The sequence below is a fragment of the Paenibacillus sp. J22TS3 genome (assembly GCF_018403205.1).
Classification (GTDB): domain Bacteria; phylum Bacillota; class Bacilli; order Paenibacillales; family Paenibacillaceae; genus Fontibacillus; species Fontibacillus tuaregi.
On sequence record NZ_BOSF01000004.1, the window covers coordinates 327,660 to 343,991 of the forward strand.

The window sequence follows — 16,332 nt, forward strand, 5'->3', positions numbered from 1 at the left end:
ATTTTCTAATTTTACCATACCTGAGTATAACGTGCGGGCCCAGGGTTAGGTTTCATGACTTGATCTTAAAAAGTCCTGCAGCGCTTCCCTCCAATGACGAATCGGATGGAAGCCGTTCAGTCTGAGAGCCTGATGATCCAGCACGGAATAGGCTGGACGGGGAGCCGGGCGCGGGTACTCTTCCGTATTTACCGGAACGACGTCGACGCGCATTCCTGCATCCTCAAATATAGCACAGGCGAACTCATACCAGGAGCAGCTGCCTGCACCTGACACATGATATGTGCCATACCTCTGCGTTGAGCTCAGCTGCTCGATGGCAAAAGCCAGGTCCTTGGTATAGGTCGGACAACCGATTTGGTCAGCAACAACCGAGACACGGCCGTCTCTTTTGCCCACCTTCAGCATTGTACGTACGAAATTACTCCCACCTGCTCCGTATACCCAAGAAGTTCTGACGACGAAGAAGCGCGTATGGAGTTGACGAACCAGTTCCTCCCCCTCCCATTTAGAACGGCCATACACATTAACCGGGTCGGTGGGATGAAACTCCGAATACGGCATAGTTCCCTTTCCGTTAAAAACATAATCCGTGCTAACGTATACCAGCTTGGCCCCGGCCGCTTCTGCCGCGGCTGCGATGTTGCGTGTCCCATAGGCATTCACCCGGTATGCCGTATCCGAATCGCTCTCAGCTTGATCAACCTGAGTATAGGCTGCGGCATGAATAACCACATCGGGGTGCACCCGGTTAAGCATGGTATGACACTGCTCCGCATCTGTAATATCGAGGCTGTCCCGATCCATCCCATATACTTCATACCCTTTCTCCCGAAACACCCTTTGAAGCTCCAGGCCCAACTGGCCACCCGCACCAGTAATCAAAACCTTCGTTTTGTCTTCGGGCTGAGCTTCCCTCATCTTCTCCTCCAACCTTCTCCCCCCTGGCCTGCCTTAACTGGAACATCAGCCATCAGCTTCCGGACCTTAATACAGCACACTGCCCTGGGCATGCTCATGTTCCTTTTTAAGCTTTTTGGGTTCTTTGCGCCTTCTAACTTTTCTGTGTCTGAACCTCTTCTTTTTCTGTTGCTCTGTTTCTTCCTTTACTATTTCTATCCCTCATGCCCTTGGCTCTCCACTTACTCTACTTCTATACTTCTCGTACCGTTGCGTTGCTCTTATTTTGCACTCGCTCTGCTAACTACTCACATTCTTCCCCTTCCACCATGGGTCCCCTCAGAAGTCAAACTCGGCATCCGTCCAAAGCGGATGGGCTTTGTCTTTATCCGACAAAATTACTGTGGAGCCCGGCCAAGGAATATTCAGCTGGGGATCATTCCAGAGAATCCCCCGGTCATGCTCCTTCGAATAGAACTCATCCACCTTATACAGAACCTCAGTATGAGGTACAAGCGTATACAGCCCATGAGCGAAACCTTTGGGAATGAGAACCTGTCTGTGATTGTAAGCGGTAAGGATGACCGATCTCCATTCCCCGTAAGTGGCAGAATCTTTTCTTAAATCCACAAACACATCATAGATTGCTCCTGACAGCACCCGTACCAGCTTGGTCTGCGCCTTGGGGAGCAACTGGTAATGAAGTCCCCTGAGCGTACCTGCCTCAGCCGAATAGGAGTGGTTATCCTGAACAAAGTTATAATGAAGGCCCGCTTTAGCCAGCACCTCCCGGTTATAGCTCTCGCTAAAAAACCCCCTTGCATCCCCATGTACCTGAGGTTCAAGGATCACAGCCCCGGACAATCCTGTCTCTAGAATACGCATATGAACACACCTCCCCCGCTGCCTGCCAAAGGCGGCAGTTAGTCCTTGTTCCTAACGTATGTAAGGCTGGCGCCGTTCGGCACGGCGTGTGCCTCCTGGTCTTAGGCTTGAAAGATACCCCTGCGTGTTTCTCAGCAGTGATTATTTGGGTTGTTAAGTGCTTAGGTTGCTTGGTTGCTTGGTTGCTTGGCTGCTTGGGATGCTTATGGGGCGTAGGTTTTCAAGAACCACAGTAATTTCCAGTAACTGCTTGGAGTACTTTAATTTCTTGAAGTGCATTGAGTTACTGGAGTGCCTTGAGTTGCTGAAGTGCATTGAGTTGCTGAAGTGCATTGAGTTGCTGAAGTGCATTGAGTTGCTGAAGTGCATTGAGTTGATGGAAGCAGATATCTGTCTCGCCTATCTCTACTATCTCTAGTATCTCTAGTATCTCTAGTATCTCTAGTATCTCTACTGTATCTCTTGTATTTCTTGCACTTCTTGTATTTCTTACGTTGCTTTTATCGCCCGTCCCGTATTCAGTGAACTTTTGCCCATATATGTGGAGAAAAAAAAGACCCACAGATCCTTCATAGAAGGACCTGCAGGCCTAATCTCAACATTATTGTCATAATTAAAGCTAATTCCGTATCTGCTCTATCAATTTCGAATTAGTTCCCTGTACGGGCCAGCTCACGCATGTTCGCCTCGAACGCTGCAAGCAGAGCAGCCTCGCCTTGAAGCCCCTGATCCTGAACCTTGCGGATTTGCTGAAGCATGCGTTTGTAATCCTTCGGAATTACACGGACAAAAGCATTCAGCGACTCATTCCAGCTGTCCAGCACTCTGTGGCCCACAGCACTGTCTGTGTATTCCACATGGCGCTCAATCAGGGAACGAAGTTCGGCTGCTTCCTCGGCCTCCTCGACCCGCTCCAGGAGAACCATCTCCAGGTTGCAGCGGTCAAGGAAGGTGCCTTCCGGATCGTACACATAAGCGATACCGCCAGACATCCCCGCCGCGAAGTTGCGTCCGGTTCCACCAAGAACAACAACACGTCCTCCGGTCATGTATTCACAACCGTGATCACCAACACCTTCAACCACCACGTTCGCGCCCGAGTTCCGGACGGCGAAGCGCTCGCCGGCAATACCACGGACATAAGCTTCACCGCTGGTTGCGCCGTAGAATGCCGTATTCCCGGCAATAATGTTCTCCTCAGCGACAAAGGTTGCCTTCGGTGAAGGTCTCACCGCCAGCTTACCGCCCGAGAGGCCTTTGCCAATATAGTCGTTGGCATCCCCTTCAATGGTAAGCGTCATGCCCTTCGGCACGAACGCGCCGAAGCTCTGGCCGGCCGATCCAATGAAATGGAACCGGATTGTATCCTCTGGCAGGCCTGCCGCCCCGTACAGACGGGTAACCTCACTGCCAAGAATCGTACCTGTGGCCCGGTCGACGTTCGTGATCGGAAGCTCCGCATAAACGGACTCCCCACGCTCCAAGGCAGGAGCCGCAAGTTCAACGAGCTTTGTCATATCCAGTGTTTTCTCAAGTCCATGGTTCTGCTCCTGCGTATTATAACGCTCTGCCCCCTCTTGAAGCTCAGGCATATGCAGAAGCGGGCTAAGGTCCACACCGCTCTTCTTCCAGTGCTGCACAGCCTTGCTGGTCTCCAGGCAGTCTGTACGTCCGATCATCTCGTTAATGGAACGGAAGCCCAGCTCAGCCATCCACTCGCGCAGGTCTTCTGCTACAAAGGTCATGAAGTTAACCACATGCTGTGGGTCACCTGTGAAGTTCTTGCGCAGCTCAGGATTTTGGGTTGCAACCCCAACCGGACATGTATCCATTTGGCACACACGCATCATAATACAGCCTACAGCAATGAGCGGCGCTGTGGAGAAGCCATATTCCTCGGCTCCAAGCAGTGCTGCTACTGCCAAGTCACGGCCGTTCAGCATCTTGCCGTCGGTTTCGAGGACGACACGGTCCCGAAGGTTGTTCATCATCAGAGTCTGATGGGTCTCAGCCACACCAAGCTCCCAAGGCAGACCCGCATGACGGATCGAACCTTGTGGGGAAGCTCCAGTCCCCCCATCATAACCGCTGACCAGAATGACATCGGCGCGGCCTTTAGCTACCCCAGCAGCAATCGTGCCCACACCGGCTTCAGATACCAGCTTCACGTTAATCCGTGCACGCGGATTGGAGTTCTTCAGATCATAGATCAGCTCAGCCAGATCCTCGATCGAATAAATATCGTGATGCGGAGGCGGAGAGATCAGACCCACACCCGGGGTTGATCCGCGGACTTCCGCAACCCAAGGATAGACCTTACGGCCCGGAAGCTGCCCACCTTCACCCGGCTTGGCGCCCTGCGCCATTTTGATCTGAATCTCATCGGCATTAACAAGATAATGGGAAGTTACTCCGAACCGGCCGGAGGCCACCTGCTTGATCGCACTGCGACGGGAATCGCCGTTGGCATCTGGAATATAGCGGGCAGGGTCTTCCCCGCCTTCACCCGTGTTGCTCTTGCCGCCGATGCGGTTCATCCCGATGGCAATCGACTCGTGTGCTTCTTTACTGATCGAACCGAACGACATGGCTCCGGTTTTAAAGCGTTTCATAATCGAAGCCGCGGATTCTACCTCTTCGAGCGGCACTTTAGGTCCAGCTGGCTTCAGCTCAAGCAGGGAACGCAGAGTAAGATGACTCTCGTTCTCTCCTTGAACAAGCGAAGCGTACTTCTTGTATATACTGTAATCCCCTGTCCGAACCGCCTGCTGCAGCAGGTGAATGGTCTGAGGATTGAATAAATGCTCCTCCGAGTTGGCACGCCATTGATACTCACCACCGGAATCAAGCACAAGGTCGTTACCGTCTTTCTCATTAAATGCGCGGTGATGCTGGGCAAGCGTCTCCTGAGCCACTTCCTCCAGCCCAATCCCTCCGATGCGGGAAGGCGTCCAAGTGAAGTAGCGGTCTACGAATTCCTGATTCAGCCCGACAGCCTCAAAAATCTGGGCACCACGGTAAGACTGGATCGTGGAAATTCCCATTTTGGACAACACCTTGACCACGCCTTTGGTTGCCGCTTTGATAAAGTTCTTGCAGGCTTTCTCATGGCTTACGCCGCGCAGCATGCCCTGGGTGATCATGTCATCCAGCGTCTCGAACGCCAGATAAGGGTTCACCGCACTTACCCCATAACCAAGAAGCAGGGCAAAATGGTGCACTTCGCGCGGCTCCCCGGATTCCAGCAGGATGCTTACCTTAGTGCGCGTCTCCTGACGGATCAAGTGGTGATGCAGGCTGGATACCGCAAGCAGCGAAGGAATCGCCGCATTCTCCGCATCCACGCCGCGGTCGGACAGAATAAGAACATTGTGCCCTTTGTCGATAACGCGGTTGGCCGCCTCACAGAGGATTTCAATCGCTTTGCGCAGGCCTTCCGCACCCTCGGCAGCAGGGAACAGCGTTGGGATGGTCATCGATCTGAAGCCCGGACGGCGCACATGGCGCAGCTTGGCGAAATCCTCATTTGACAGGATCGGAGATTCCAGACGAATCTGACGGCAGCTCTCCGGCTCCGGATTCAGCAAGTTGCGTTCCGGCCCGATTGTAGTCAGCGTTGAGGTGACCAATTCTTCGCGGATCGCATCAATTGGCGGGTTCGTCACTTGGGCGAACATCTGCTTGAAGTAGCTGAATAGACGCTGAGGCCGATCGGACAATACAGCAATCGGGGCATCGTATCCCATCGATCCGATTGCCTCCTGGCCTGTCGAGGCCATAGGTTCAATGATTTTGCGCAGCTCCTCGAACGTATAGCCAAAGGAAAGCTGCTGTTTGGTCACATCGTCATGTCTCTTCTCCGGAAGCTCCGGCGCGTCCGGAAGGTCCTCCAGACGGATAAGGTGCTCATCCAGCCATTCACGGTAAGGATTCTCGCTCGCAATCGAAGCCTTCACTTCCTCATCGGAGATGATCCGGCCTTCCTTCGTATCCACAAGCAGCATCCGCCCAGGGCGCAAGCGGTCTTTGTACAGCACGTTCTCCGGTGCTATATCGAGTACCCCCGCTTCGGAGGAGAGGATGATCAGGTCGTCCTTGGTCACATAATAACGCGATGGACGAAGCCCGTTGCGGTCCAGTATGGCCCCAATCTGAATCCCGTCCGTGAAGCCCATTGCGGCAGGACCGTCCCATGGCTCCATCAAGCTGCTGTGATACTCGTAGAACGCCTTCTTGCTGTCGTCCATGGTTTCATGATTGTTCCAAGGCTCTGGCACCATCATCATCGCCACATGCGGCAGCGAACGTCCACTCAAATATAAGAATTCAAACGTATTATCAAACATTCCGGTATCGGACCCATCCGGATTGATAACCGGCTTCACCTTTGCGAGGTCCTCACCGAACACCTCGCTCTGGAAGAGCGATTGGCGCGCATGCATCCAATTCACATTGCCGCGCAGCGTGTTGATCTCCCCGTTGTGAATCATAAACCGATACGGGTGCGCGCGTTCCCAACTTGGGAATGTATTCGTACTAAACCGGGAATGTACCAGAGCGATTGCGGATTCCAGCTGTTCGTTCTGCAGATCCACATAGAACTCGCCCACCTGTTCGGTCGTGAGCATCCCTTTATAAACCACTTTACGGCAGGACAGGCTCGGCATATAGAATGCATCCCCCTGCTCAGCTCCCCCGTATCGGATGGCTAATTCCGCCCGGCGGCGGATGACGTACAATTTGCGTTCGAAATCCAGATCGTTCACAAGATCCTGGCTGCGGCCGATAAATACCTGGCGCACATAAGGCTTGGCTGCCTTGGCCGATTTGCCGAGCATCTCATCGTTAGTCGGCACGGTTCGGAAGCCGAGCAGCTCCTGCCCTTCTTCTTCCACGATCGCCTTAAAGCGGGCTTCCTGTTCACCACGCACCTTCTCATCGTGCGGCAAGAACATCATACCCACGCCGTACTGTCCCGCCTCGGGCAGACGGAAACCGAGAGCTTCCGCTTCAGCCGCGAAGAAGCGGTGAGGAATCTGAATCATAATCCCCGCGCCGTCCCCGGAATTCGGTTCACTGCCTTGACCCCCGCGATGCTCCATATTGGTGAGCATGGTTAGTGCCTGGCTGACGATACTATGAGACGGGCGTCCCTTAATATGAGCGACAAAGCCCATACCGCAGGCATCTTTTTCAAAAGACGGGTCGTATAAACCTTGCCTAGCAGGAATATCCGTATGTTTCATATCATTTTCAACCTTTCTGTTCGTAAAATAGCTCGTTCCCACCAATCTATACGTAAAACGACGGGTTTCCAATAGACTTTTGAACACTTTATTTGCATAAATCTTCAGTTGCTTGCATTAATTTTCTGTGCCCGTTCCATATCCTGTGCACCTGGATACACTGCACCCTCGTATTATGGGTTCTAATATTGTAGCATCCGCGCTATACGCTGGATAATCTAATCTTTTTATGATAGCGATAAGAATTTTTATGAAAATAACGGCCTTCCAAATGCTGTATATCCATAAAAAAATAAAGAGGCTGCACCTCAGCCATTAAGGCCTTGGGGCAACCTCCAAATTTATACTTTTTTACGCAAGCGGTGTTACAATCTCTTCCTGATTCATATCTGTGGATCTCGGAGTCCGAATAAGGAAGTAAGCCAGCGTAATCATCATGAATACCAGGCCATATCCAAGCAGCAGACCGAACTGCGGCCACATGCTGCTGTAATCCCCACTGGAGATAACCGACTTGAAGCCCGTTACCGAATGGGACATCGGCAGGATTGGATTGATCGGTTTCATCCATTCCGGAAGCAGCTCGAGCGGGAAAGTGCCCGCGCTTGTAGTCAGCTGCAGAACCATCAGGATGATGGCCAGGAACCGGCCAGGCTGATCCAGCCAGGTTACAATAGCCTGAATAATCATCATGAATGCAAAGCTCGTTCCGAAAGTGAACAAGTAGAAGAGCGGTACACTCTGCACTTTAAGACCAACCAGCACCAATACCAGGGTAGCAACTACCGCAGATTGGAACATACTCATCAGCAGGAACATGAACGTCCGGCTGAAGAACCGCTGCAGACCCGTTGCTCCTTCTACGGTAGTCCCTCTCATAGAGATGATGATCGTAGAGAGCAGGGCACCCACAAACAAACTGATGGACAGGAAGTAAGGGGCAATCCCTGTTCCGTAATTCGTAATTTTCTTGGACGTGTTCTCTTTAACATCCACCGGCTGTGCATACATCGTTACCCGCTCGTCTGTACCTTTGACATCCGAAGTCTTGTTCGCTGCCTCGTTCAGCTTATCCGCCAGCTTGCCGGAGCCGCTGACCAGGTCGCCCATGCCGTTCTTGAGCTCACCGGCGCCCTTGTTCAGCTTCTCGGAACCGCTGGCGAGCGTATTCACGCCGCCGCCAAGCTTATGGATTCCCTGTACCAGGGAATCTGTGCCGCTGGCGAGCTGCCCGGCGCCTGAAGCCAGCTTGTGGCCTCCAGCTGCCGCTTCAGACAGCTTGCTGCCGAACTTCGCCATGCCGCCGGTCAGCTGCGGGCCTGCGGCCGTAAGCTTGCTTGCTCCTTCGACCAGCTTCTGGTTACCTGCCAGAAGCTGGTCGCTGCCGGCTACAAGCTGCTTGTTCCCTGCGGCCAGCTGGTCGCTGCCGTCAGCCAATTGCTTGCTTCCCGCAGCGAGCTGCTCGCTGCCTTGGGCCAGCTGCTTCTGCCCGTCAGCCACCTGCTGGCTGCCCTGGGCAACCGCCTGGCTTGCGGCTAGCAGCTTCTGAATGGAAGGGTCCTTGCCGAGTGCCGGATTCGCCTTCACCAATTGGTCGAGCCCTTGGGCTACGCCTTTGGCACCTTCGGCAACCTTGGCACTGCCCTCTACCGAGGACTGCAGCCCCTGGTTCAGCTTCGCACTGCCGTCCACCGCAGAATGCAGGCCTTCTTGAAGCTTGGCCGTGCCTTCTGCCGAAGAGTGAAGCCCTTGGTTCAGCTTTTTGTTCCCTTCAAGGGAGGACTGCAGACCTTGTGACAATTGGGAGACGCCTCCCACGGCCTGCTGGGTTCCGTTTTGAAGCTGCTTATGAGCCGCGCTCAGCTGATCAAGCCCGCTTGCGAGGGAGGTGGCTCCTTTGCTGAGGTCGGTGGCTCCATTATGAAGCTTGCCCGCCCCGCTGGCTAGAGGAGCTACCCCATCTTTCAGCTGAAGTGTCCCGTCCACGAGCTTGTTCAGGTTCTCCTTCAGCTTCACGGTTCCGTCCTTAAGCTTGCCGGCACCGGTATGGATATCCCCGGCTCCATCGCCTGCTTCTTTAAGGCCTGAAGAGATCTCCGTTACTTTATCGAAAAGACTGTTCGTATAGGCCTCCGTAACCTTAGCAGAAATCTTCGCTTTGAGATCCTTCACAGCGCTGTTTCCGATCTGTCCTGCAACGAAGTTATAGTTGCCGTTAGGCTCATAGATCAGATCAGCTGGCTCGGGATGGTCGTTCATCAGCGTAGTGGCTTGTGAAGAGAAATTTGCCGGAATCGTAATCTTCATATAGTACCGATTCTCGTCGATTCCCTTCTCCGCCTCCTGCTCGGTTACGAAATCCCACTTGAAATCCTTGTTCTTCTTCAATTCATCCATCAAGTCATTGCCGATGTGCAGCGATTTGCCTTCATATTCGGCACCCTTATCCTGATTCACCACTGCAACCGGCAGCTCATCCAGGTGACCATACGGGTCCCAAAAGGCGGTTAAGTACATACCACAGTACAGAATGGGCACAAAAATGACCGCAATGAAGGATATCAGGGTCATCGGTTTTTTTATGCCAGATCTCATGTCTTTGAAAAACACCGATAATGTTTTCATCGCGATTTTCTCTCCTTATGTTTCTCGTTCTCTCTATAAAATTATTTACCCATTCGCTAAGCCATCCGCGAGGAACAGCTTAAAATAAGACTTGATTTGCTCCTTATCCAGAGGTTCATAGAGCTTGTTCCAGTCGGATGCCAGCGTAATATACAGCTTCAGCATCACTAAGGATGTCACCTTGGGATCGACCTTGCGGATTTCCCCAAGATTCGCGGCACGTGTGACCTGCTGCTCCAAGTAGTCAAGGATCGCAACCTCAACCCTCTGCATGGCCTCTCTGGCTTGGGGTGTTCCAAATTCCCTCACCTCTTGCGACAGCTTGATAAGCAGCTCATGCTCCTTCCTGAATTCGAGGACTGAGTCAAGTCCGCTGTACAGATTGTCAAAAAAAGCTTTGTCTTCACGAACCTCTAATTCCGTAATTCGCTTCATCTCTCCGATGACCACATGAAGGATCTCATCAAACAGCTCCTCCTTGTTGGAGAAAAACGTGTAAATGGTCCCTTTGCCAACATTCGCAATCCGGGCAACCTGGTCCATCGTCGTCGCCTTATAGCCGAACATGGAAAAAGATTTAGTCGCTGCCTCAACAATCTGTTTGCGGCGATCTACTGAAGACATGGTTCTCCTCCTTTCAAGTGAAGATTTCATTTTAGTTTTGACTAATAATCAATTTTAGTCATCCAGTCATTCGGTCACTGTTAAATTTATCACACTTTTTCTACGTTTTGCAACTCCCTTGTATAAATTTTCATCTTTTTTCAGAAAAAAAGCATCCGATGTTTTATATCGGATGCTTCCTCTTCACCTATTAAGGTAATCTTTCTTAAGCGGTCAGCGCCTGTTCATTCTCAACTTCTGATGTACGCTTATGTTTCATTAGGAAGTAAATCAAAGTTAGAATCAAGAAGATGCCGCCAAAGACCGCAAGAATTCCAAGATATGACCATGCCAAGTGCATATCACCGCTGGAGATTACAGCCTTATAACCAGATACACTATAGGTCATCGGCAGCCATGGATTGAATACCTTCATCCAGTCAGGAATCAGCTCAAGCGGGAAGGTTCCGGCACTTGTAGTCAATTGAATGATAAGGATCAGAATCGCAACAAAACGTCCAGGGTTATCCAGCCAGGTGACAAGCGCCTGGATAATGAACATGAAACATAGACTTGTTACGAAGCTGAACAAGAACATCATCGGTTTGTTGTGCACCTGCAGCTTGAGTCCGTAAAGCACGAGCGTAACAGCAAAAACCGACTGCGCCAGACTCATAAGACCAAACGACAGGGAACGGCTGACGAACCGGTTCCAACCACTCGCTTCATTTATGGAAGAACCACGAAGTGGAATAACCAATGTGGCGATCAACGCCCCCACGAACAGCCCCAGAGATAAGAAGTAAGGAGCGAATCCCGTACCATAGTTAGGAACTGGATTATGCTTGTTCTCTTGAATATCGATAGGCTTCGCATACATGCTTACCGTATCATCGGTCGCTTTCACTTCTGAAGTCTGCTTAGCGGCATCATTCAGCTTCGAGGCGAGTTCTCCAGAGCCTTCCGTCAATTTGCCGGTACCTTCCTTCAGCTGGCCCGCGCCGCTATCCAGCTGCTTGGAGCCGCTGGCAACGGCCTTGGTTCCGTCTGCAAGCTTACCTACTCCGGCGCTTAACTGCCCAGTTCCCGCGCTTAACTTGCCTGCCCCGGCTGCAAGCTCCTTACCGCCTGATGCCGCTTCGGCCAGCTGGCTGCCGAACTGCTTCATCCCGGCAGCCAGCTTGGACTGGCCTTCATTCAGCTGAGCTGCCCCCTGGGCAAGCTGATGCTGCCCTTCGACCAGCTGCTTGCTGCCTCCAGCCAGCTGTTCATGAGCCTCACCCAGGCTCTTGACTCCCTGGGCAAGCTGCTGCTGGCCTTTATACACCTGCTCACTGCCTTTGGCTACCGCCTGGCTGGCTGCCAGCAGCTTCTGAACCTGCGGGCTCTTCGCAAGTTCCGGGCTTGCTTTGACTAACTGCTCCAGGCCCAGGGCTACACCTTGCGCGCCTTCTGTGACTTTGCCGCTCCCCTGAAGTGCCGCTTCCATTCCTTCGTCAATCTTGCTGCCGCCTGTCTTCGCGGCTTCAAGCCCAGCTTGCAGCTTGGCTGCTCCATTCAGCGAAGACTGGATACCTGCGTGAAGCTTGCTGCCGCCTTGTTCAGCCGCCACGGCGCCCTGCTCCAGCTGCTTCTCCGCACCCGCTAATTTTCCCAGACCATCTGCCAGCTTGCTTGCTCCTTTATGCAGGTCCTTAGCGCCTTTGTCCAGGCTGTTGACTCCTTGGGTAAGTGGAGTCACGCCCTGCTCCAGCTTCACGGTTCCTTCAACCAATTTGGCCAGATTTACCTTCAGCTTATCAGCACCCTCATCTACCTTGGCTGCGCCATCATGGATCTTATCTGCGCCGCTGCCTGCATCGGACAGACCACCTGAGATCTTCTCCACTTGGGTGAGCAGGGTTTCCGTATAGGCTTCCGTGACTTTAGCAGACACCTTCGACTTAATCTCCTTTACAGCCGTTCCCCCAATCTGTCCGGCCAGAAAGTTATAACCTTCGTTGGGCTCAAACACAATATCCGCAGGCTGCGGATGCTCATCCATCACCGTGGTGGCCTTGGTTGAGAAATCTTCGGGAATTACAATCGTCATGTAGTACTTGTTATCCTTAATGCCTTCTTCCGCTTCCTGGCGGGTTACGAATTCCCATTTAAAATCATCATTCTTCTTCAATTCCTCAATCAGATCCTCGCCGGCATGCAGAGATTTCTCCTTGAACTCAGCGCCCCGGTCCTGATTGACCACCGCAACAGGCAGCTCATTCATCTTGCCGTAGGGGTCCCAGAAGGCGGTAAGAAACATCCCGCTATATAGTACTGGGATAAACAGGACAACCAAGATAGGGATGATAACCCTCGGCTTTTTGAAACTGGATATCATATCACTTATAAACACAGATAAAGACTTCATTTCTCTTACACTCCCTTATCTAATCTATACCCGTTCAGTTTTCTTACAGGTCCGGTCAATTTCCGTTACTGAGAGCCCTTCAGCAAGAAGAATCCGGGATACCTGCTTAATCTGTTCTTTATCTAGAGGTGTGTGGTTCTTATTCCATTTCGAAGTGAGGGCAATATACAGCTCCAGCATGACAAAGGAGAGTATCTTCGGATCTAGTCTCCGAATGGCTCCTTGTTCCATGGCCCGCTGAATCTGAATCTCCAAGTGCTCAAGAATAACATTCTCTACCTTGTACATGGCCTCCTTAGCCTGGGGAGTACCAAAGTCACGAACCTCCTGTGAGAGCTTCATAAGCAGCTCATGCTCCTCACGGAAATCCAGTAACACATCCAGGGTCCGCTGCAAATTTTCAGTGAACGACCTGCCCACCTGGACCTCGCGTTCTATAATCCCCTTCATTTCCACGAATACAGAGCGAAGAATCTCATCAAACAGCTGCTCCTTATTCGCAAAAAAAGTATAGATGGTCCCCTTCCCAACACCCGCAATCTTCGCCACCTGGTCCATTGTTGTAGCCTTGTACCCGAACAAGGCAAATGATTTGGCAGCCGCCTCGGTAATCTGCTTCCGGCGATCCACCACATACATAGCTTTCACCCTTTCCACAGGTTCCTTAATGACTAATATTCTCATATGGTCATTTGGTCAATTACAAATGTACCACTTTCTTCCTCCAGCCGCAAGACCTAATTATTCCATGCTTGCTCCTCGACCTTGGTCCAGGATTTCACTGGTCCACGGCCTGTTCTCTCTGGAGCAAAAAAGTAATACACTATAAACAAACGAACGTTAATATACATATCAAGGGTGGCTGCTCACATCTTTCTTTGAAAGAAAAAAAATAGCCTCCTTAATATAAGGAGGACTATCCATGAAGCAGGTGAATATAGTGAAAAGAAAAAGAGTGCTTATTCTATCTGAAGGCTTCGGTGGCGGACATACTCAGGCGGCTTATGCAATCGCTGCGGGAATGAAACTCGTCAGTCCCGACATTCATACCAAGGTGCTTGAGCTGGGATCGTTCCTTAATCCTGTCATTGCTCCAATTATTCTGTCGGCCTACCGCAGAACTGTCGTTACAAGCCCGGCACTGATCGGGATGTTGTACCGCAAGCAATACGATAAACCTATTAACCGGCTGACTCGGCTGGCACTTCATAAAATATTTTACACCCAAACTATAAATGTTATTGAGCAGCTAAAGCCGGATCTGATTATCTGCACTCATTATATTCCGAGTGCCGTGATCTCCAGATTGAAGGCAGCCGGCCTTAAAGTGCCTTTATATACCCTGATCACAGATTATGACGCCCATGCGGCCTGGATTAACCCGGAAATCGACCGCTATCTGGTCTCCACTCCTGAAGTCCGCAGACTGCTGATGAAGCGGGGAGTTAAACCAAGCCAGATCCAAGTAACCGGCATTCCGGTTCATCCGAATTTTTGGACGACCAAGAATAAATCCTGTGCAAGAAGTGAACTGAATCTCCGCGACATTCCAACTGTGCTGGTCATGGGCGGTGGCTGGGGACTGCTGTTTAAGAAGCAGGTCCTGGATACGCTGACTTCCTGGAAAGACAAGGTTCAGCTTGTCTTCTGCACAGGCACGAACGAGAAGCTGGCCGCGAAGCTTCAGCATCACCCCTCGTTCACGCACCCGAATATTGTTATTCTCGGCCACACGAATGAGATTAGCAAATGGATGGATGCCGCTGACCTGCTCATTACGAAGCCTGGAGGCATGACCTGTACTGAAGCTCTGGCGAAGGATCTGCCTATGCTGTTCTGCGAGTCCATTCCAGGTCAAGAAGACAGCAATCGTGAATATTTCATCAATAGCGGTTACGGGGAAATGCTCAGTTCGGAAGCGATCGACCGCTGGCTTGAACGTCTGACAACCAGACATCACCATGAACAGTTTAATCATTCCCGGATCAAAGCCTTCAAGCCCAATTATCAGCCGGACCGCTGTGTGCGTGATTTGGCGGAAATGCTGAACCAGATCCAGGCTGGGCGCTCCAAAAGCCATATTGACGAGCAGCTTCTAACTCCTATTGGCATGTAACAGCTGATTCCCTGGGAATCTTCTGAAGAGGACCGGATCATTTATAGAATGTATGATTGCCAATCTGTTTGGTCTTCTTCTGAGTTCGTGCCACAGTTAAATCACTGGCTAACTTTATAGACAGGAAATAATAGGTGTCATCACTGACTTCCTTGCGTCCATACAAAGCTTCGGTAACAGCACGAACCGTATCCTTGTTCGGCTTCACACGCTTTAAGCGCCCATTGCGTACAGGACTGAATTGATGCTTTTGATATATAACTTCTTTAATGGTGTCGGGATAATTGGCTGACCGCAGCCGGTTCAGGACAACATTGGCAACTGCCACTTTGCCCTCGTACGGTTCGCCCTCTGCTTCTGCCATGACGATCTTTTGCAGGAGAAGCAGCTCTTCATCAGACAGCGCGTATTTCCAAGTGGATTTGGCTTGATCCTCTGGCTTTAACAGCGCCGTTTTGGTGAAGAAGATTTGTTTAGGGGGGATGGTTTTGTCTAATTTAGGAACAGCAGGTACCTGTTGCTCCTTAAGTAGTTGATGCTGCTGTATCATCTTAGATTTCAACGGAATACCCACCACAGCCGATTTCGGCAATTGATGGGTCTTGGCCCTGACGAAAGAAGAAGAAGCAGACTGAACCTGGTTATTCTCTTTCATCGGCATGTAGGAGTCCATCTCCTGCGCAGGAAAATACTCCTGGCCTTCTACGACAACCGTTCTCCATAATAGACAAATTGACCCCACACACACTAATATAGCGCCGATTAAAAGCGCGACGTAACGATTCTGTTTGAATAAATCCATAAGTGACCTCCTACGCCCTTGTAAAATTCTCTCTCTATCATGAAGTGTTCTGGATACCCCGGATATCCCTCTCTCCCACAGAAGACATCTTCATGTTGGTTTTTGCTCTATGCGTACTCTATCTATGTAACCGAATATGGAAGATTCAAAACGCTACCCTATCGATTACTTCATACATCGGACTCTGGCCCATGCGTGTCCTGTAAACAACCAGTGCCTCCGCAGTCCATTCCCCGAAGCCTGCAGGAACCTCCAGCGCCCCTTGTTGAAACGGGACATCCCCCTGATATTTTCGGGCCAGCGTGATATGCGGTTGATAAGCCCGCTCCTCCGGTATATACCCTAGTCTGGAGGTGGCGCCCGTTACAAGCCTATGAAGTTCCCCCAGACGTGTTGTCTCTCCACCGACCCCAACCCACAGAATGCTTGGCTGCCCAGGCCTTCCGAAAGTGCCCACGCCTTTGGCTTCAAGCTGAATTGCACCAAAGCCCTTCACGGCTTCACGAAGCATCTCTCCAAGCTTCTTTAGGTTAGACGTAGGAGTATCCCCCAGAAACTGAACCGTGATATGCAGATCAGAAGGATGCACCCATTTGCGGAACATTCCCTGGCTCTGATAGGTCCTAGCCCAGTCATCCAACGTGCCTTTAAGTGTATCTGCGAGTGGAACTGCAATAAAAATACGCCAATTTTCTTCTCTAAGGCTCACGTTCAAACCCCCTTATCTATTCCACATAACCCATAA

General features: G+C 51.3%; 10 protein-coding genes. 1 reads left to right on the forward strand and 9 read right to left on the reverse strand.

All coding sequences use genetic code 11. The features are described 5' to 3' along the window. Positions 1 to 45: 45 nt before the first annotated feature. The 7 genes from rfbD to KJS63_RS15025 all read right to left on the reverse strand — a co-directional run bounded on the left by rfbD (position 46) and on the right by KJS63_RS15025 (position 13,308). A complete protein-coding gene (gene rfbD, locus KJS63_RS14995; RefSeq protein ID WP_306432908.1) occupies positions 46 to 933 on the reverse strand; it encodes a dTDP-4-dehydrorhamnose reductase in 888 nt (295 codons plus the stop codon). A gap of 306 nt (positions 934 to 1,239) precedes the next feature. Then, positions 1,240 to 1,785, reverse strand: coding sequence for a dTDP-4-dehydrorhamnose 3,5-epimerase (gene rfbC, locus KJS63_RS15000; protein WP_213619840.1), 546 nt, complete (start codon positions 1,783 to 1,785; stop codon positions 1,240 to 1,242). A gap of 650 nt (positions 1,786 to 2,435) precedes the next feature. After that, the gene (gene gltB, locus KJS63_RS15005) at positions 2,436 to 7,031 is read right to left on the reverse strand and encodes a glutamate synthase large subunit (RefSeq protein ID WP_213619841.1); all 4,596 of its coding nucleotides are present in this window, start codon (positions 7,029 to 7,031) and stop codon (positions 2,436 to 2,438) included. A gap of 351 nt (positions 7,032 to 7,382) precedes the next feature. Next, the gene (locus tag KJS63_RS15010) at positions 7,383 to 9,656 is read right to left on the reverse strand and encodes a YhgE/Pip family protein (protein WP_213619842.1); all 2,274 of its coding nucleotides are present in this window, start codon (positions 9,654 to 9,656) and stop codon (positions 7,383 to 7,385) included. A 45-nt stretch (positions 9,657 to 9,701) separates the two neighbouring features. After that, positions 9,702 to 10,280 (reverse strand): TetR/AcrR family transcriptional regulator, encoded by a 579-nt coding sequence (locus tag KJS63_RS15015; RefSeq protein ID WP_213619843.1) that lies wholly within the window; start codon positions 10,278 to 10,280, stop codon positions 9,702 to 9,704. A gap of 205 nt (positions 10,281 to 10,485) precedes the next feature. Then, on the reverse strand, positions 10,486 to 12,669 hold the full coding sequence (locus KJS63_RS15020) for a YhgE/Pip family protein (protein ID WP_213619844.1): 2,184 nt from the start codon (positions 12,667 to 12,669) through the stop codon (positions 10,486 to 10,488). A gap of 24 nt (positions 12,670 to 12,693) precedes the next feature. Next, a complete protein-coding gene (locus KJS63_RS15025; RefSeq protein ID WP_213619845.1) occupies positions 12,694 to 13,308 on the reverse strand; it encodes a TetR/AcrR family transcriptional regulator in 615 nt (204 codons plus the stop codon). Positions 13,309 to 13,609: 301 nt separating this feature from the next. Here KJS63_RS15025 and KJS63_RS15030 point away from each other — a divergent pair, with 301 nt between their 5' ends. After that, complete coding sequence (locus KJS63_RS15030) at positions 13,610 to 14,785, forward strand: MGDG synthase family glycosyltransferase (RefSeq protein WP_213620075.1); 1,176 nt, start codon at positions 13,610 to 13,612, stop codon at positions 14,783 to 14,785. Between the two features lie 37 nt (positions 14,786 to 14,822). On the opposite strand, the gene KJS63_RS15035 is transcribed toward KJS63_RS15030, so the two are convergent. Together KJS63_RS15035 and thpR are read right to left on the reverse strand one after the other, a co-directional pair. Continuing rightward, positions 14,823 to 15,587 (reverse strand): cell wall hydrolase, encoded by a 765-nt coding sequence (locus KJS63_RS15035; RefSeq protein WP_213619846.1) that lies wholly within the window; start codon positions 15,585 to 15,587, stop codon positions 14,823 to 14,825. Between the two features lie 145 nt (positions 15,588 to 15,732). Further along, the gene (thpR, locus tag KJS63_RS15040; RefSeq protein ID WP_213619847.1) at positions 15,733 to 16,296 is read right to left on the reverse strand and encodes an RNA 2',3'-cyclic phosphodiesterase; all 564 of its coding nucleotides are present in this window, start codon (positions 16,294 to 16,296) and stop codon (positions 15,733 to 15,735) included. Positions 16,297 to 16,332: the final 36 nt, after the last annotated feature.

Excerpts from the sequence above, each read along its gene's own strand:
- KJS63_RS15025 (WP_213619845.1), bottom strand. The coding sequence starts at position 13,308 with ATGTATGTGGTGGATCGCCGGAAGCAGATTACCGAGGCGGCTGCCAAA.
- KJS63_RS15015 (WP_213619843.1), bottom strand. The coding sequence starts at position 10,280 with ATGTCTTCAGTAGATCGCCGCAAACAGATTGTTGAGGCAGCGACTAAA.
- rfbC (WP_213619840.1), bottom strand. The coding sequence starts at position 1,785 with ATGCGTATTCTAGAGACAGGATTGTCCGGGGCTGTGATCCTTGAACCT.
- KJS63_RS15035 (WP_213619846.1), bottom strand. The coding sequence starts at position 15,587 with ATGGATTTATTCAAACAGAATCGTTACGTCGCGCTTTTAATCGGCGCT.
- gltB (WP_213619841.1), bottom strand. The coding sequence starts at position 7,031 with ATGAAACATACGGATATTCCTGCTAGGCAAGGTTTATACGACCCGTCT.
- KJS63_RS15010 (WP_213619842.1), bottom strand. The coding sequence starts at position 9,656 with ATGAAAACATTATCGGTGTTTTTCAAAGACATGAGATCTGGCATAAAA.
- KJS63_RS15020 (WP_213619844.1), bottom strand. The coding sequence starts at position 12,669 with ATGAAGTCTTTATCTGTGTTTATAAGTGATATGATATCCAGTTTCAAA.